This is a genomic window from Rhizobium grahamii CCGE 502 (genome assembly GCF_000298315.2).
Taxonomy (GTDB): domain Bacteria; phylum Pseudomonadota; class Alphaproteobacteria; order Rhizobiales; family Rhizobiaceae; genus Rhizobium; species Rhizobium grahamii.
The window spans coordinates 309,120-325,967 of the sequence record NZ_AEYE02000011.1; the positions used below are offsets into that span (position 1 = coordinate 309,120).

Genomic DNA, 16,848 nt, shown 5'->3' on the forward strand with positions numbered 1-16,848 from the left:
GCGCTATTGGCCTAGACGGGCAAGCAGGGCCGCAGCGCGGGCGGGCGGCCAGCGGCGGACGGTCAATGGTCCGCTGCCGCGCGTGACGTCAACGCCCTCGCCGACATTCAACACGACAGGCGCTCCACCTGTCGGGCGACCAACCGCGACGCGGCCGCGTACGACGAAGACCGACGTCGTGCCGCTTTTGACATCGACTGCCCACCGCGTGCCGCGGACGGCTGCAATCGCTTGCGGCGTGATCACCTCGAATCCTCCAGGGCGGCGGGCGCGATCGACATCCACGAGTACCGCTTTGTTGCGCAAGGATACTGCATCCGGTCGCCCGTCGCGGTTGCGGTCAATGACATTGAAACGAGCGCCGCCTTCGGCAGTGATTGTGACGCCATCGGCGCAGTGCATGATTTGCCGCGAGCTTCCCGCCACACGCTCCATGGTGCATCCGCCGGCTTGTGCAAGGGCCACGCCCGAGGTGAAAAGGCAGGTACCGCTAGCCCACACGACCAGCGCTAAAAGCGTCCTGGAGTTTACAAGCATATCCGTCCCCTAATGAATGCGCGACCGGATGCCCTGCGTGCGGCAGCCGTCCTATGTGATTGCTGCAGCACGCATGCCGAAACGTCAACGACTATCCAACTTGGTCTATGATTTGGCGGCTGTGATTGCCGGTCCAGTGTAGCGCGCCCTTGGGCGAATGAGATGACCGCTCTCGACCTGTTCCATGGCATGTGCGAGCCACCCGACTGATCGCGCGAGCGCGAAGATCACAAGCGGGGCGTCCCTGGGAAGATCAAGAACGGCCGTCATGGCAGTCAGGGCAAAGTCGATGTTGACGCTTTCTCCGACAAGTTCCTGGCCCGCGGCTGCCAGTTCCGCGTACGTCTGTGGGAGAGAAAACTGGGACAGCAGCGCTTTTGCCCGGATGTCTCCGACCGGATAGAGAGGGTGACCGAACGCGCTGAGCGGCCTTCCCTCAGTCAGCGCCTGCCGGATGGCTGGGCTCGCTCCAAGTGCGTTGACGTCTTCGATTAACGAGGCGACGCCCTGCCATGCACCACCATGAAGTGGTCCGGTTAAGGTCGAGAGACCCGAGAGCACTGCGGCCGACAACGTTGCGCCCGAAGAGGCCGCCACCCGCGTGGCGAAGGTCGATGCGTTAAGCTCGTGATCTGCGAGGAGTACAAGCGCGCGCCTGATGCAATTGGCCGCTTCCGGCCTGCCCCAGCTCGCCGCGAGGCGGAGATGCAACGGCAGGTCGGTCGCGTCTGGCGCCAGCGCCATCCCGATGGTCGACAGGATGGTCTGAGCTTCAGCCTTTAGTGCCGCCGGTGACCGCCCTAGGCTCGGCAAGTCGCGGGTAACGCGCTGCGCGAGCAGGACGAACGCCCGTTCCAGCGAGGGCGTCGTTGCCGCGGCGTCGCCGGGCATCGCTGCGACGGGGCGAGACTCCCACAGAAGTGCAGCAGTCTCCTCCAGCGTCGCATGCTCGGCCCATGCCGCCACTTCGCGCCCGCGATAGTAGAGCCGGCCCTCCGCGACAGTCGAAACGGCGGACGGCAATACGGGGTCGCCCCATTGGATGGCATCTGCCGCTACGGTCTCGGTCTTTCGCCGACCCGCATGTCGCTTGGCCAGCCGCATGACATCGGCTGCGTTGTAGAGACTACGCCGTGGGTCGGTCGTATCGGCCTTAGCCCGGATCCGTCCGCGACTCACATTGGCGTAAAGCGTCTGCGGTTTGGTGCCGAGTCTCTCGAGCGCTTGCTCCGCGGTCAGCCAGGACATGAGGCCTCTTATATTGATCTATTACATCAAGATTGACGTCAATTAATCTAGGTTCGATCCTGTTGCTCGTAAAGGAGAAACACCATGAAGAACGGTTTGGAAGATGTCATCGCTGCTGAGACGCAGCTATCCGACGTGGACGGCGAAGCCGGTCGCCTGATCATCCGGGGCGTGTCGCTCGATCAGATCGTGTCGACGGCAACCTATGAAAGCATAGCCGCATTGCTGCTCGACGGACCAACGGAACGACATTTCAGCCTCGCAGAATTTGGCCCGCGGCTGGGCGAAATGCGAGAACACCTGTTCGTCCATCTCACGGCCCTCGATTCCGCAGCGCTGGGCCTGCCGCCTGTGGATGCGATGCGGGCTCTTATCGCTCGCCTGCCCGATGGCGACGACTTCGAGGCTGCTCTTCGATTGCTCGCAGCGCCCGCTGTCTTCCTGCCGGCGATAATCCGTCTGCAGGCCGGCCAGGAACCGCTAGCGCCGGACGGTTCCCTGTCGCAGGCCGCTGACATCCTGCGTATGCTTACCGGCCAGTTGCCGAGTAAAGAGCAGACCGCGGCACTCGATGCCTACCTTGTCACGATCTCGGATCACGGTCTGAACGCCTCGACCTTCGCCGCGCGCGTTGTCACCTCGACGCACGCCGGCCTCACCTCGTCGGTGCTCGCGGCCATCAGCGCCCTCAAGGGACCGCTGCATGGCGGCGCACCAGGCCCGGTGCTCGATATGTTCGACGCGATCGGAACGAGCGCGAACGCACATGACTGGCTCAGCCGGGCGCTGGATCGCGGTGAGCGGCTGATGGGCTTCGGTCATCGGATCTACCGAGTGCGTGATCCACGCGCCGACGCTTTGAAGGAAGCCCTTCGACCGCTAGTCTCCGCTGCACAAGTTGATCGCGACCGGATCGTCCTGGCGGAAGCCGTTGAACATGCGGCGCTCGCAATCCTCAAGGAACGCAAGCCGGGTCGACCACTCGATGTCAACGTCGAGTTCTACACGGCCCTTCTGCTCGATGCCCTGGGCTTTCCGCGCGGGTCATTTACCGGCGTGTTCGCAATCGGCCGGACCGTTGGGTGGATCGCGCATGCGCGCGAGCAGGCCCTCGAAGGTCGGCTTATCCGCCCGCGTTCAGTCTATATCGGGCCGGTGCCGCAAGCCGCCTGAGCGGGGGAATAGCGCGGCGGTCGCCGAGCTATCTGCACCCTTACTGAAAAGGCCGCCTAGCTGACGTTGCCGGGCGGCCCCTTCTTAATCAGACCAGGCGGCTCTGTTCGGTTGCGGCCTCGATGAAGCTTGCGAACAGCGGATGCGGGTCGAGCGGCCGGCTCTTCAATTCGGGATGGTACTGAACGCCGATGAACCACGGATGATCCGGATATTCAATCGTCTCCGGCAGTACGCCGTCCGGTGACATTCCGGAGAAAACGAGACCGCAGTTTTCCAGACGATCCTTGTAATCGACGTTGACTTCGTAGCGATGGCGGTGGCGCTCGGAAATATCCGTCGAGCCGTAGATTTCGGAGATCTTCGTCCCCTTCTTCAGCGCCGCCTTGTAAGCGCCGAGGCGCATGGTGCCGCCGAGATCGCCGGATGCCGTGCGCTTCTGCAGTTCGTTGCCCTTAACCCATTCGGTCATCAGACCGACGACAGGTTCCTTCGTCGGACCGAATTCGGTCGAGGAAGCGCTCTCCACACCGGCGAGATTGCGTGCCGCTTCAATGACCGCCATCTGCATACCAAAGCAGATGCCGAAATACGGCACTTTGCGCTCGCGTGCGAAGCGGGCTGCATGGATCTTGCCTTCTGAACCACGTTCACCAAAGCCGCCGGGAACGAGGATCCCATGGACCTTTTCGAGGTACGGTGCCGGATCTTCCTTTTCGAAGACCTCGGATTCGATCCATTCCAGCTTGACCTTGACGCGGTTGGCAATACCGCCGTGATGAAGCGCTTCGATCAGCGACTTATAGGCATCCTTCAGGCCGGTGTACTTGCCAACGATCGCGATCGTGACCTCGCCCTCAGGCGTACGGATGCGGTTGCAAACCTCTTCCCAAGGATTGAGGCGTGGCTTCGGGGCCGGTTCGATGCCGAAAGCTGCGAGCACTTCGTTGTCGAGGCCTTCCTTATGATAGGCGATCGGCACATCATAGATGTTGGCGACATCAAGCGCCTGGATGACCGCGGAGGGGCGGACGTTGCAGAACAGCGAGAGCTTGCGGCGTTCCGCTTCCGGAATTTCGCGGTCCGCGCGAACGAGCAGGATGTCGGGATGAATACCGAGTGCCTGCAGTTCCTTTACGGAGTGCTGAGTCGGCTTGGTCTTCAGTTCGCCTGCCGCCGGAATGTAGGGCATCAGCGTCAGGTGAACATAGATCGCAGTGCCGCGCGGCAGATCGTTGCCGAGCTGGCGGATCGCTTCCATGAACGGCATCGCCTCGATATCGCCGACCGTGCCGCCGATCTCGCAGATGACGAAGTCGTAGTCGTCATTGCCCTCGGTGACGAAATCCTTGATCTCGTTGGTGACGTGCGGAATGACCTGAACGGTCGCGCCGAGATAATCGCCACGGCGTTCCTTGTCGATGATGTTCTTGTAAATGCGTCCGGTGGTGATGTTGTCGGTCTTGGTCGCCGAGCGTCCGGTGAAGCGCTCGTAGTGGCCAAGATCAAGGTCGGTTTCCGCGCCGTCGTCGGTGACGAAAACCTCGCCGTGCTGGGTCGGGCTCATAGTGCCCGGGTCCACGTTCAGATAGGGGTCGAGTTTGCGAAGCCGCACCCGATAACCACGGGCCTGCAGCAACGCTCCGAGAGCCGCGGCCGCAATTCCTTTACCGAGAGAGGAAACCACGCCGCCAGTGATGAATACGTATCGCGCCATGGGAGTCACCGGATACCTTTTCAAAAACGATTCCACCAGCCCAAAAATTCATTTCCAGAATTTTTGGCGCCAGCGCGGAATCTAAACAAAAGAAAACCGGCAGGCCCGAGGGCCTGCCGGCGGTTTATGCTGTATGCCGCTTACTGCCCGCTTGGGACGGTGGCGGGTGCCGGAGCAGCAGGTGTGGTGGCCTGCGGTGCCGCCGGAGCAGTCTGAGTAGATGCGGGTGCCGATGTCGTCGGCGCTGCCGGTGCCGTTGCCGCCGGAGCGGTTGCGGCGGGCGCTGCAGGAGCCGGAGCGGATTCGCCGCCGGTCGGAACGCCGTTGTTGCTTTGCGGGGCTGGTGCTGCCGGAGCGGCGTTACCGTTCTGGCCGCCGAGCGAGTCGAGAATACCCTTGCCCTGCCCGCTCGTCGCCGGAATGCGGTTCAGAATATCCGTCGGACGGCTCTCGTAGCGATTAAGCACACCGAGACCGAGCGAGGTGATGAAGAACAGCGCCGCGAGGATCGCGGTGGTGCGCGTCAGCGCATTGGCTGTGCCACGGGCGGACATGAAGCCCGAGCCACCGCCGATACCGAGGCCGCCGCCTTCCGAGCGCTGGATGAGCACGACGCCGACAAGCGCCAGCACGATCATGAGATGGATGACAATCAAAACGGTCTGCATGGGTCCAGTCCTGCCCACACGCGCGGCGGGCATAAAGTAAAATTCTGGCGCTCTTTACATGAGGTCATCAGCTATTCCAAGCCCTTCGGCTCGGAATATACACGGCTCTAGTCAAGCAGCGCTTCGTATGCGCCGTAGATGGCAAGGAAGTCCGCCACTTTCAAGCTCGCGCCGCCAATCAGAGCGCCATCGACATTCGCGACGCCCATCAATTCCTTGGCGTTGCTAGGCTTGACCGAGCCACCGTAGAGAATCCGAACTTTTTTGCCGGCGTCGCCGAAACGGGCGACGAGCTCGGAACGCATGAAGGCATGCGCCTTCTCGACGTCTTCCACCGTCGGCGTCACGCCGGTACCGATCGCCCATACGGGCTCGTAGGCAATGACCGTATTCTCTGCCGTTGCGCTCTCCGGTACAGAGGCGGAAAGCTGGCGCTTGATGATGTCGAGGGTCTGACCCGCCTTGCGCTCGTCAGCCGTTTCGCCAATGCACACGATCGCCGTCAATTCTGCTGCAAAGGCAGCCTCGGCCTTGGCGCGAACAAGATGGTCTGTCTCGGCATGGTCCGTGCGACGTTCAGAATGGCCGACAATGACATAGGTACCGAAGCAGTCGGCAATCATCTCGGCCGAGATATCGCCAGTGTGGGCACCCGAAGGTTTCTGGTGGCAATCCTGCGCGCCGATCGCAAGTGGGCTGTCGGTTGAGAGCGCCGTAGCGACATAAAGCAAGGTTGCCGGTGGGCAGATCAGCGCCTCCACCTTGGCGGAAAGTGGTCCCTGAACGCCTTCCGCGATCGCCTTGATCTGGTCCAGGGAGGCACGCGTGCCATTCATCTTCCAGTTTCCCGCCACGAGCGGACGCACGTCAGGTGTCATGCCAGCCTTCCAATCTTCCATGTATGCCCGGGGGCTTAGCAAAAGCACCGGTCAATGAAAAGGTTTTGCACCTTTCCTAAGGGAAATAAGCGGGGCTTTGTTCGCAAACACTTAAAATTTCCACCGGATGTTGCTGAAAATCATAGGCCAGAGCGACAGATAGGCATGCCTTTCTCGTGAGCCGAGCAAGCTTCAGGAACCCAATATCCAGTTCAGCGTCCGACGCCAATCGATCATCCGGATCGGCGTTCCGTGGTTGCCGGTCTCGTAGAGCGCGAAATGCGTTGGGTATCCGGCTTTCAGAAGCTTTTCGAAGAGCGCCTGCTGGGCGGTGGCCGCATAGACCGGATCGCGGCTGCCATGCGCGAACCAAAGCGGCAGCTTGGCCTTGGCGAAGGAACTCTTGGCAAAATCCGGATCGGCAACGCCGCTCAGGATCACCATCCCTTTGAGGTGCTTTACGCTATCGGCGTCGCGGCTGAGACCCCAACAGATCTGGCTCCCCATCGACGCACACGCCAGGATAACCGGCTTGCCGGGTGACTGTGCGGCGGCGTAGCGGATCAGTTCCTCGATTGTTGCCACGCCGTCGCTGCCGAAACTCTTGACCGACGGTGAGTAGTAAACGCCGCCATTGCCAGCCACGAGATTTTTGAGGCGATTGAAATTGCCGCCGAAACTGTAGTCGTTTGCGCCAAGGCGCCGGTCGCCGTTTCTCCCGTGAATGAAGATCACGGTGAATGCAGCTCCGGCGCCTTGTCCTACCCTGGTGACATCGAGCTTTTGGGCACCCAATTGCAACGTCTCGTCCGATTGGAGCTTTCGAACGCCGAGGGACACGTATTTCTGTTGGGCCCGTTTCTCCGGTACTCGGTCACGACCGTTGATGTCGCGCATCTCGTCGTACTCGATCAGGTCGAACGCGCCGTCCTTGCTCGTCTGCAGCACATTTTGTGTGGAAAAGAGATCGTCCTTGTAAGGGGGGAGACGCTCAGCCGTCTGGCTACTTGCTCCCGTCGCCAGAAAAAAGGCCGCAATTGCGGCGATAATGCTGTAATGACTTGTGGACATTCGCATGCGCATGGTTCCCTGAGCCTTCTGGCCGCTTGCCATTCCACGCCCGCCAACGCAAACCATTTCCTGAGAAAGTCCGCCTGATCGGGCGGCGTCGCGTAAGAAGGCGGTTTCTGGCAGAATTCGCCTGATTCGCAAACGTGACATCAAATGCGGTGATTTTGGGTCAGGCATGGCATAAGCCGCCTGCCCCCGAACAGGATGAAGATCTGAACGGCCCCATGGACGATAGCAACGACCTCTTTTCCGGAATGCCACTGACACAGAAGCAGGAGGAGACCCCAAAGTCTGCTGAGTTGCCGAAGGCGGCGGCTGCGGCCCCCGTGGAGGCACCCGCTGCAACGTCGCGTCCGGCACCCGTGACGTCGACATCGGATGACTATGGCGCATCCTCGATCCGCGTTCTTGAGGGGCTTGAGCCCGTTCGCATGCGCCCGGGCATGTACATCGGCGGCACCGACGAGAAGGCACTGCACCATCTGTTCGCCGAAGTCATTGACAACTCAATGGACGAAGCCGTAGCCGGCCACGCCAATTTTATCGAAGTTTACCTCGATCTCCAAGGCTATCTAACGGTCACCGACAACGGTCGCGGCATTCCGGTCGAAAACCATCCGCAGGTTCCCGGCAAGTCGACCCTTGAGGTCATCATGACCAAGCTGCATGCGGGCGGCAAATTCGACGGTAAGGCGTATGAGACGTCAGGCGGTCTACATGGGGTCGGTGTATCGGTCGTCAACGCCCTCTCCGATTTCATGGAAGTGGAGGTCGCGCGCAACCGCAAGCTCTATCGCCAGCGTTTCTCGCGCGGCCTGCCGCAGGGCGGCTTGGAAGAGCTTGGCGATGTCCACAACCGCCGCGGAACGCGGGTGCGTTTCCATCCCGACCCTCAGATTTTTGGTGAGCATGCCAAGTTCGATCCCGGCCGCGTTTTCCGCATGGCCCGTTCCAAGGCCTACCTGTTCGGTGGCGTGGAAATCCGGTGGAGCTGCGAAGAAGGTGTTCTGCCGCAGGGCTCCGAGGTACCAGACAAGGCGGTTTTTCACTTCCCCGGCGGCCTGAAGGACTATCTCCAGGCGACGATGGGCAAGGAGTTCACGGTCACCCGCGAAATCTTTGCCGGCAAGACGGAAAAAACAAGCGGTCACGGCTCGCTGGAATGGGCGATCACTTGGTATGGCGGCGACCCGCAGGTCCATTCCTATTGCAATACCATTCCAACGCCCGAAGGTGGCACGCATGAAGCCGGCCTGCGCATAGCGCTCACCAAGGGCCTGAAGAACTACGCAGAACTGACTCAGAACAAGCGTGCAGCCCAGATCACCACAGACGACGTGATGATTTCCGCCGTCGGCATGCTTTCGGTCTTCATCCGCGAGCCGGAGTTCGTTGGACAGACGAAAGACAAGCTGGCGACTGTTGAGGCTCAACGCATCGTCGAGAACGCGCTTCGCGACCCCTTCGACCACTACCTTGCCGACAATCCCAACGAAGCGGCCAAGCTGCTCGACTGGGTAATAGAGCGCGCGGAAGAACGGCTGCGTCGCCGTAAGGAAAAGGAAGTCAACCGCAAGACGGCCGTGCGCAAGCTGCGGCTGCCCGGAAAGCTCGCCGACTGCGCTCAGAACACCGCGGAGGGCGCCGAGCTTTTCATCGTCGAAGGTGACTCGGCAGGCGGCTCCGCCAAACAGGCGCGCAACCGCGCCAACCAAGCCATTCTTCCGCTGCGCGGCAAGATTCTAAACGTTGCCAGCGCCGGTCGCGAAAAGCTTGGAGCAAACCAACAGCTCGCGGATCTAAGCCAGGCGCTCGGCTGCGGAACACGTTCGAAGTACCGCGAGGAAGACCTTCGCTACGAGCGCATTATCGTCATGACCGATGCCGACGTCGACGGTGCTCACATCGCCTCGCTGCTGATCACATTCTTCTATCAGGAGATGCCGGAACTGGTTCGCGGCGGTCACCTGTTCCTCGCTGTGCCGCCGCTCTACAAGATCACTCAGGGCGCTAAATCCGCCTACGCCCGCGATGACGCACACCGGGCCGAGTTGATGGAGACCGAGTTCAAGGGCAAGGCGAAGGTCGAAATCAGCCGCTTCAAAGGCCTCGGGGAAATGCTGCCGGCACAGCTCAAGGAAACCACCATGGATCCCAGCAAGCGCACGCTGTTGCGGGTGGTGATTGACGAGGTGGATTTCGAGGGAACGCGCACCGCAGTAGACGACCTGATGGGAACGAAGCCGGAGGCCCGCTTCCGTTTCATTCAGGATCGTGCCGCCTTTGCGGAAAACCTCGATATCTAACGCCGCTTAGTCGAGACGCACGGCAATTTCCGTCTTCACCGAGTTGGCGAGGAAGCATAGCTCGTGAGCCTCGTGGTGAAGCTTCTCTTCGATCTCGCGGCTCGGCCTGTCGCTGGCATAGATGACCCGCGGGCGAAGCTCGACGCGGCTCACCATTGTCTTGCCTTGCACGATTTCCATGATGCCCGTTGCGGCGTCGGCATAGCTGTCGACCATGATGCGTTTCTTTGATGCGAGCCACAGGTAGAACAGCATGTGGCAGCTTGACAGCGCCGCAACATAGGCCTCTTCCGGATCCACGTTTTCGGCCACGGCATAAGGCAGCGGCACATTATGCGGCGAGGCGGAAGCAGCGACAACAGCCCCACCATCGAAGGACCATTTATGTCCGCGGCTGTAGCGTCCGTCGATGAAGCTTGCCTCACCCCGCTCCCACGCGACTTCTGCGGAAAACCTCGTCATTGTTATTCTCCCTCGCGCGTCAGGCGCGCTGTTGTCATCTGCAAATGATCCGATAGGGCTTGCAAGGCGGCGGTTTCGTCGCGACGTCCACAGGCCTTGACGATGGCACTGTGCTCGGCGTGGAGGACGACGCGCTCGTCGGAGCCTTTCGGCTGCCTCGAATAGGCTCGGCGCGACTCCCTCCGCAGGTTGTCGATCATGGAAACAAGGCGTGCATTTCTGCAGTGCCCATAGAGCGTCCGATGAAATGCGACATCCAGCTCCTCGAGGACAGCAGGGTCCTCCTCTTCCACCAGATCCTCGTTGAGGCGCCGCGCTTTGCGTAGGTCGGCCTCGCTGAGCACTGGCAGTGACGCGCTTAGCGCCATGCTCTCCAACGCAGCACGGATCTCGGCAAGTTCACGCGCCTGTTCTTCGGTGAAACCGGCTACAGCAAGACTTCTGTCCGGTCGACGATCGAGCAGGCCGGATGCCAGCAGCCGATCAAGCGCCCGGCGGATCGGCTGGCGACTCACACCGAATCGTTCGGCCAGAAGCTCTTGCTTCAAGACGGTTCCGGGAGAGAGGCTGCCACTCTCAATTTCTCGACGGAGCGCTGTCGCAATTTTGTTTGGATCCATGGATCCAAAGTAACGTATCAAACGAATTTTGACAACATCCCTACGGGATTCTGTCATACTGATTGCGGACAACGGGGTTAAGGAGCGTAGTGAAGATCGTCGGGATTTCTAACGCGGTGTCGACGGCATAAATCGGTCATTGCGCTTGCGCCCGAGGGATGCATAGCCCATATCCATAGTCAAAATAGGGGGAAAAGAACGACGTGAGCCTTCCGAACAACAATATCCAGCGAGAGTCGCGATGGCTCGGCCCTTCAGGCCCTGCCCGCACGCCTCTAATTCCCTCGATCTCTGCAGCTCGCTGGCTGCTGGTTCTCGTTGTCGCGGCTGGCGTCTACTTCTTCTACGGCTTTGCTGTTCCAGTGCTGGCCGCGCTTGTCATTGGTTTTGCAAGCTGGCCGCTTTATCGCCGGTTGCTCGAGCGTGTCAGCGGAAACACGACAATCGCCGCCACTATCGCGATTGTCCTGATCGTCACATTCCTCGTCTTGCCGATCGTTTTCGCCGTGACCTACACGACAGGAGAGGTGCGGGAATGGGTCGCCTGGGCGGTGCATGCAAACAGATCGGGCGCTCCAACGCCACAGTGGATCATCGCCCTGCCCTTCGCCGGTCCTTACCTCGATGAGCTATGGACCAAATATATTGGCAGCCCCGGTTCAATGGGTGAGGTCATCCAGGCCGTCAGCGGAGCCAATATTGGCAACATCTATCGGGCGATTCTGGCGGCAGGCGGCGGCGCCTTTCATCTGCTGCTAACGCTGCTTTTCATGCTGATCGCGTTGTTCTTCGTCTATCGTGACGGCTCCGCGTTCTCACGGCAGATCGACATGCTGGGCGAGCGCATCCTCCCGAACCGGTGGGAACGGATTTCCCGCGTCGTCCCGGCAACCATCAGCTCGACCGTCATGGGCATGACGCTGATTGCGATCGGTGAAGGCATCGTGCTTGGCGTCGCGTACTGGATCGCAGGCGTCCCCTCGCCCGTGACGCTGGGTGTCCTGACCGGCATCATGGCCTTGATACCTGGCGGCGCGCCGCTCTCGTTTACCCTGGTGTCAGTCTATCTACTGGCCAGCGGCTCTCACATTGCAGGTGTCGGTCTCTTCGTTTGGGGAACGGTCGAACTCTTCATTGTCGACAAGACGCTGCGTCCGAAGCTCGTCGGCGGTCCGATCAAGCTACCATTCCTGCCGACGTTCTTCGGCCTCGTCGGTGGTGTGAAGACCATGGGCTTTCTCGGCCTTTTCATCGGGCCGGTGCTGATGGCGCTCATCGTCGCGATCTGGCGTGAGTGGATGCACGAGGTGCGCAACGCCGAAAGCGGTCCACAAGTCATGATCGACGAACAGGCGCCGCCCACATCCCGCGCGGCTGAATGATCAGGCCAGTTGTTTTTCCATGAACAGGCTAAGCGGATCTGGAAGATAGCTGCCGAACGGCTCGATTTGGACATAGCCGTATTTGCTGTAAAGAGCGATTGCTTCCGGCTGGTAGATGCCGGTTTCGAGCCTGACGGCCCGGAGCCTCTTTTCTACCGCTATCGCTTCGAGCGCGCTCATGAGTTTGCTCGCCACCTTCAAGCCGCGCGCCTTGGGGTCGACGAACATGCGCTTGATTTCCGCGGTCCCGTCACCCGCCTCCGCCAGCGCGCAACAGCCAACGATCTCTCCGTCGTGGCGGGCGACGAAGAAGCTGACCGTCGGCTTCTCCAACGATGAGACATCGACGAGGTGATTGCTTTCCGGCGGATAAAGCGACTGCGCGTAGGAATCGGACATGTCGAGCAGGCGAAGTACGCCTTCCTGACGAGGTGGTTCCAGGGCGATTGAAAGGGACACGGGATTTCCTATGTTAGGCGCGCCCTGCATGACGAAAAGTTAATGCGGCACGCCTTCATTCTGTTGGAATTTCAGCATCTAACAGGCAGAGTTTCAATATTCAAAAGGCAATATTATGCAAGCGATTCTAGTTGCAATGACGATCTTGGGCTGCAATGACGCAGTCACGCAATGCAACTACATCGCGACTGTCGGGGAGCAGTGGCAGACGGTGGCCAAGTGCGACGCCGACTCCGAAAGGCAACTTAAGCACTATACGAATGTCAGCTACCCGACCGTCATTGCCGTCTGCGAGCCATCGAAGCTCCCGACGTCACCGGAAGTGCCGAAGACACTGGTGGAGAACACCCCAACACCGTCCACTCGGGTCGAAACGCACGGCCGGCTGTCGGTCCTCGCTGATCGGGTCGCAGATAAAGTGCGTGCGCATCTGCCGTCGGGCGGTGATATGAAAGCAGCGCTGGCTTCGCCCGTCCATTTCGTTTCGGGAAGTTATTCGTGGGTCGCGAAGCGGCTTAGTTACTAGGCTGCGGCGAGAGCCGTCACCTGTGCGTAGGCGCGCGCATGCTGCCGTTGCTCGGCGATATGCAGCCTCTCTACCATCTCGAGCAGCTCTTGGACGGCACCCTGCGCTGTATGCTTGCGGAATCTCCGGAGCAGGCTGCCGCAGACGTCGCCGAGCATCGTCGCCGAGAGGTTTTTCGATGCTTCCCGCCACAGGAGCGTTGCTTCGACGAAGATCACGCTGATCTCGCGGGCAAGCCCGGCCGATTCGTAGAGGGCGCGGACTGCATGCATGCGTCCGGTGGCAAGGATGGAACGAACGCGACGTTCTTCACATCCGGTAAGATTGACGATTGCTCCGGCGAAGAACTCCACCTTGCCGGAGCAGAGGGCGTGCATGAGGAACGATGGCGTCAAGTGCCCGCTCACTCGCAAGTGTTCGACCAGGTCCGAAATTTCGCGCGGCGTGATCTCGCCTGCAATCGACACAATGGCGGCTTCATTGGCTTCCCTGCTGATTCGGTGCAGCCGGCTCGGTTCGATCGTCGCCTGCGCCAATGGCAGATTGACGAGAGCGATGCTGACATGCTGGGCCAGCAACTGGCGTGCGTCGGCGGGCAGATCTCCGCGATCCAGGAGCAGGTTGCGGACTTCGCAGTGGTGGCCGAGGCGATCAGCAATCCTTTTCAGGGAGCAAGGTGCGATTACTGCTCCTTCGTTTTCCAAAAGGCACAGGATGGCTTCTTCTTCGCTGATCTCGCAAAGCGCAGCGGCAACCGGCCGTGAGATCATGCCGCGGGCCGCGATCAGCATACGCGTGATCTCGCTGCCGCCGGCTGCGAGATCAACAAGATCCGCATCCGACAACAAGGGAGAGCATGTGACGGCGTGCGAGGCAATCTCCGGCTGGTCTGCTGCCAGCGAAAGAATAACGGCGCGTGGCGCGTCCGGAGACCATGAGATCGCCTCGGCCAGCGCCAGCCTCACCTTGGGGGACGGGTCGTCAAGCAGGAAAGTCATCGCCATCTCGGCCGCGGCGCGCTCTTCGGCGGCCATCTCGGACTGCAAATAGGCTCTGCCCAGGGCATTTGCCGCGCGGGCTCTGTCTCCGGCCTTGGCGGTTTCCACCCAACGAAGAAATGCTTCTACGATCACCCGTGTGCCCCATGCCCGAATGCGATTCGATCGCACTCCAATCAGTAGGATTACGGTATGCTCAAAAAGTTTATGATTGGTTCACTATGTTCGTTAAGGTCTGGGCGCGGGCATCAACGCTGTGGCCGGAGCATTTCGAACACATCGCTGCCTTCGCTGTAGTCCATATAGCCCATGCGCGCGACCGGCCTAGCGAGCGCCATGTCGAGGCGGCCGTCGCGGATGATCGTTTCGTCGACGTGTATACCCAGGACTTGACCAAAGACCATGACGTTTTCTGATTCTTCGCCGGAGAGTGATTTCGGCACGAGGATTTCGGTAACCTTGCATTCCAGCACGGCAAAGGCTTCCGCGACGTAGGGTGCGTCGACAAGCTCGCCCTTCCTCGCCGTCAGGCCGGCCAGCGCAAACTCGTCGACTTCGTACTCCACGGCCGCGGATGAAACATTCATCTTCTCGAGCAGGCTTCGGCTGACAAAATTGCAGGTGAACTCGCCGGTTTCGGCAGCATTGCGCTGGCTGTGCTTGCGACCGGCAGAGGAGAACATCACAAGCTTCGGGCGGTCGGAAACCGCGTTGAAAAAGGAATACGGCGCGAGGTTGATCGAGCCGTCCCTTCCCTTGCTGCCGATCCAGCCGATGGGGCGAGGTGCGACGATCGCCTTGAACGGGTCGTGCGCCAAGCCGTGCCGGTTGGTATCGGTGGTATAGAACATCAGGCCTCTCCGCCGACCCAGGTGACCGTCTCTGCTAGTTCCGGGCGCGGACGCTCGACGGCGGGAAATGTCGTCGATCCCATGTGAATGAAGCCGGCGATCTTTTCGCCGGAGTTTACGCCAAGCAATCCATAGGCGCGCTCGTCGTAGGCGAACCACTCGGTCAGCCAGTTGGCGACCCATCCATGGGCGTTCGCGGCGAAGATGATGTTGAGGCACACTGCGCCGGCGGACATCAGCTGCTCCCACTCCGGAATCTTGATATGCGGCCCGGCCTTGCTGACGACAGCGACGACCACGGGCGCACGGGTGAAACGGGTACGCTCCACCTGAATCATTTCCTCTGAAAGGTCAGGTTTGGCTGCAAGCGCGAGCTTCAGCAGTTCCTCGCCGATCCGGGCACGCTCTTCGCCGCGATAGACGATGAAACGCCAAGGTGCCAGCTTGCCGTGATCGGGCACGCGCGAGGCCAGACGCAGAATCTCCTCTATCTCGGTCTTGTCAGGCCCGGGCTCGGACATCTGGAACGCAGGGATAGAACGGCGCACGCCGAGATAGTCGATCAGCTTAATATCGGATTTCATGCGGGAGAGACTTCCATTTTCATGACAGCATTGGGGATGGGTCTTGAATTTGCCATCGCGTTGGTCTTGAAGTGGCCTCTGTGATTTCAGATGTCAATTGGTTCGCACGACACATGGTTGGCATTTCGCCATTTGCACGCACAAGCCTCGCCTTCGTTTTCGCTGCCCTGCTGCCGTTGAGCGGCCAGGCGCAGGAGGCCTTCCAGACCTTCAAGCAACTCGACACGACGGCAAAGATGCCGAAGCTGAACGCCTTCATTGCTCCGGGCGCGGCGCCACAGGGCTCGAAGTTGCGGGAGGTCGCCCTTGAGGCAAAGCTGACGGCCAATGGTGATGCGGTCCAGGACGGTCTGTCCTGGTACGTGTTCAGCCCCATGGCCGGCTCCGACGGCAAACTCCCCCTGATCGCATCGTCGCAGGGCGGCTCCGCGGACTTCCAACTCGCGCCGGGAGACTATTTCGTCAACGTCTCCTTCGGCCGCGCCGGCGTCACCCGCAAACTCACGGTTCCCGAAGACGGCACGGTCGGCAAGCAGACGATGGTGCTGGAGGCCGGCGGATTGCTTCTGAACGCGGTCTCGGGCTCCGACGTCCGCATCCGGCCGGATCAACTCAGTTTCTCGATCTATTCTGCCGAAGTGCGCGAAGACGGCGAGCGGGGCCTCGTCATGGCCGACGTGCCCCCCAACACGGTGGTTCGCCTGAATGCGGGCACGTACCACATTATTTCTGAATACGGTGAAACGAACGCCTCGATCCGAGCCGACATTCAGGTGGAGGCGGGCAAGCTCACCGAAGCAACGATCCAGCACAAGGCGGCGCAGATCACCTTCAAGCTGGTGTCGGAAGCGGGAGGAGAGGCGATTGCCGATACCGCCTGGTCGATCCTGACGGCCGCCGGCGACAGCGTCGGTGAAAGCGTCAGCGCCTTCCCGACCATGGTGCTTGCCGAAGGCGAATACTCCGCCGTCGCCCGAAATAAGGACAAGATCTACCAGCGCGATTTCAAGGTCGAGGCCGGCAAGAATACGGACGTCGAAGTGCTGATGAAGGATGTCCAGCCTGAAGCGCCCACCGCAGCCGCCAAGACGGTCCAACTTCAGGCTGACCCGCAGCCCGGACAAGCCTCTTCCGGGCCCCAGCCCCTTCCCTCCTACGACCAGTTGCAGGGCGCAACCGGCGGCGCCGATGCGGACTGATTGCGCGTCTGATGACCGGGTCAGGTGATCTTTCGCATCTTCGCGGACGCCATCGAAAAGACGGCATCGGATAGTTGTTCAAAGCGCAAATCTGCGTCGGGAATACCCCTCCTCATCAATGCGACGGCTATATATTGCGGATACGTCACATATTTCTGACGGCGCCTGT

17 protein-coding genes are annotated in these 16,848 nt (G+C 60.6%); 5 read left to right on the forward strand and 12 right to left on the reverse strand.

What is annotated here, in order from left to right; genetic code table 11:
* Nucleotides 1-3: 3 nt before the first annotated feature.
* Together RGCCGE502_RS09820 and RGCCGE502_RS09825 are read right to left on the reverse strand one after the other, a co-directional pair.
* Nucleotides 4-537, reverse strand: coding sequence for a FecR domain-containing protein (locus RGCCGE502_RS09820; protein ID WP_016554005.1), 534 nt, complete (start codon nucleotides 535-537; stop codon nucleotides 4-6).
* 105 nt (nucleotides 538-642) lie between these two features.
* On the reverse strand, nucleotides 643-1,785 hold the full coding sequence (locus tag RGCCGE502_RS09825; protein WP_016554006.1) for a citrate synthase: 1,143 nt from the start codon (nucleotides 1,783-1,785) through the stop codon (nucleotides 643-645).
* 84 nt (nucleotides 1,786-1,869) lie between these two features.
* Between RGCCGE502_RS09825 and RGCCGE502_RS09830 the strand changes: the two genes are divergently transcribed.
* On the forward strand, nucleotides 1,870-2,958 hold the full coding sequence (locus RGCCGE502_RS09830) for a citrate synthase/methylcitrate synthase (RefSeq protein ID WP_016554007.1): 1,089 nt from the start codon (nucleotides 1,870-1,872) through the stop codon (nucleotides 2,956-2,958).
* An 88-nt stretch (nucleotides 2,959-3,046) separates the two neighbouring features.
* On the opposite strand, the gene pyrG is transcribed toward RGCCGE502_RS09830, so the two are convergent.
* The 4 genes from pyrG to RGCCGE502_RS09850 form a co-directional block, all read right to left on the reverse strand.
* Nucleotides 3,047-4,675 carry a CTP synthase gene (gene pyrG, locus RGCCGE502_RS09835; RefSeq protein WP_016554008.1) on the reverse strand — a complete coding sequence of 543 codons (1,629 nt, stop codon included), beginning with the start codon at nucleotides 4,673-4,675 and terminating at the stop codon, nucleotides 3,047-3,049.
* 140 nt (nucleotides 4,676-4,815) lie between these two features.
* Nucleotides 4,816-5,343: a preprotein translocase subunit SecG gene (gene secG / locus RGCCGE502_RS09840; protein WP_016554009.1), complete on the reverse strand. Its 528-nt coding sequence runs from the start codon at nucleotides 5,341-5,343 to the stop codon at nucleotides 4,816-4,818.
* A gap of 107 nt (nucleotides 5,344-5,450) precedes the next feature.
* Nucleotides 5,451-6,221, reverse strand: a complete 771-nt coding sequence (gene tpiA, locus RGCCGE502_RS09845; RefSeq protein WP_016554010.1) for a triose-phosphate isomerase — start codon at nucleotides 6,219-6,221, stop codon at nucleotides 5,451-5,453.
* 192 nt (nucleotides 6,222-6,413) lie between these two features.
* A complete protein-coding gene (locus tag RGCCGE502_RS09850) occupies nucleotides 6,414-7,298 on the reverse strand; it encodes a dienelactone hydrolase family protein (RefSeq protein WP_016554011.1) in 885 nt (294 codons plus the stop codon).
* A gap of 218 nt (nucleotides 7,299-7,516) precedes the next feature.
* Here RGCCGE502_RS09850 and parE point away from each other — a divergent pair, with 218 nt between their 5' ends.
* Nucleotides 7,517-9,598, forward strand: a complete 2,082-nt coding sequence (gene parE / locus RGCCGE502_RS09855; RefSeq protein WP_016554012.1) for a DNA topoisomerase IV subunit B — start codon at nucleotides 7,517-7,519, stop codon at nucleotides 9,596-9,598.
* A gap of 6 nt (nucleotides 9,599-9,604) precedes the next feature.
* Here the strand turns inward: parE and RGCCGE502_RS09860 are convergent, their stop codons facing one another.
* Nucleotides 9,605-10,060, reverse strand: coding sequence for an OsmC family protein (locus tag RGCCGE502_RS09860; RefSeq protein WP_016554013.1), 456 nt, complete (start codon nucleotides 10,058-10,060; stop codon nucleotides 9,605-9,607).
* A gap of 2 nt (nucleotides 10,061-10,062) precedes the next feature.
* Nucleotides 10,063-10,737 carry a GntR family transcriptional regulator gene (locus RGCCGE502_RS09865; RefSeq protein ID WP_341875028.1) on the reverse strand — a complete coding sequence of 225 codons (675 nt, stop codon included), beginning with the start codon at nucleotides 10,735-10,737 and terminating at the stop codon, nucleotides 10,063-10,065.
* Between the two features lie 146 nt (nucleotides 10,738-10,883).
* Between RGCCGE502_RS09865 and RGCCGE502_RS09870 the strand changes: the two genes are divergently transcribed.
* Nucleotides 10,884-12,062 (forward strand): AI-2E family transporter, encoded by a 1,179-nt coding sequence (locus tag RGCCGE502_RS09870; protein WP_016554015.1) that lies wholly within the window; start codon nucleotides 10,884-10,886, stop codon nucleotides 12,060-12,062.
* Here the strand turns inward: RGCCGE502_RS09870 and RGCCGE502_RS09875 are convergent, their stop codons facing one another.
* On the reverse strand, nucleotides 12,063-12,521 hold the full coding sequence (locus RGCCGE502_RS09875; protein WP_016554016.1) for a GNAT family N-acetyltransferase: 459 nt from the start codon (nucleotides 12,519-12,521) through the stop codon (nucleotides 12,063-12,065).
* A gap of 115 nt (nucleotides 12,522-12,636) precedes the next feature.
* On the opposite strand from RGCCGE502_RS09875, the gene RGCCGE502_RS09880 reads away from it, so the two are divergent.
* Nucleotides 12,637-13,047, forward strand: a complete 411-nt coding sequence (locus RGCCGE502_RS09880; RefSeq protein WP_016554017.1) for a hypothetical protein — start codon at nucleotides 12,637-12,639, stop codon at nucleotides 13,045-13,047.
* Here the strand turns inward: RGCCGE502_RS09880 and RGCCGE502_RS09885 are convergent.
* The 3 genes from RGCCGE502_RS09885 to RGCCGE502_RS09895 form a co-directional block, all read right to left on the reverse strand.
* Nucleotides 13,044-14,180, reverse strand: coding sequence for a DUF2336 domain-containing protein (locus tag RGCCGE502_RS09885; protein WP_016554018.1), 1,137 nt, complete (start codon nucleotides 14,178-14,180; stop codon nucleotides 13,044-13,046). The two genes, RGCCGE502_RS09880 and RGCCGE502_RS09885, sit on opposite strands and share 4 nt — an antisense overlap.
* Before the next feature lie 113 nt (nucleotides 14,181-14,293).
* A complete protein-coding gene (locus RGCCGE502_RS09890; RefSeq protein WP_016554019.1) occupies nucleotides 14,294-14,896 on the reverse strand; it encodes a flavin reductase family protein in 603 nt (200 codons plus the stop codon).
* Nucleotides 14,896-15,480 carry a nitroreductase family protein gene (locus RGCCGE502_RS09895; RefSeq protein WP_016554020.1) on the reverse strand — a complete coding sequence of 195 codons (585 nt, stop codon included), beginning with the start codon at nucleotides 15,478-15,480 and terminating at the stop codon, nucleotides 14,896-14,898. The genes RGCCGE502_RS09890 and RGCCGE502_RS09895 overlap by 1 nt, the downstream gene beginning before the upstream one ends.
* Nucleotides 15,481-15,593: 113 nt before the next feature.
* Here RGCCGE502_RS09895 and RGCCGE502_RS09900 point away from each other — a divergent pair, with 113 nt between their 5' ends.
* On the forward strand, nucleotides 15,594-16,679 hold the full coding sequence (locus RGCCGE502_RS09900; RefSeq protein WP_016554021.1) for an RgsD C-terminal domain-containing protein: 1,086 nt from the start codon (nucleotides 15,594-15,596) through the stop codon (nucleotides 16,677-16,679).
* The last annotated feature ends 169 nt before the right edge of the window (nucleotides 16,680-16,848 follow it).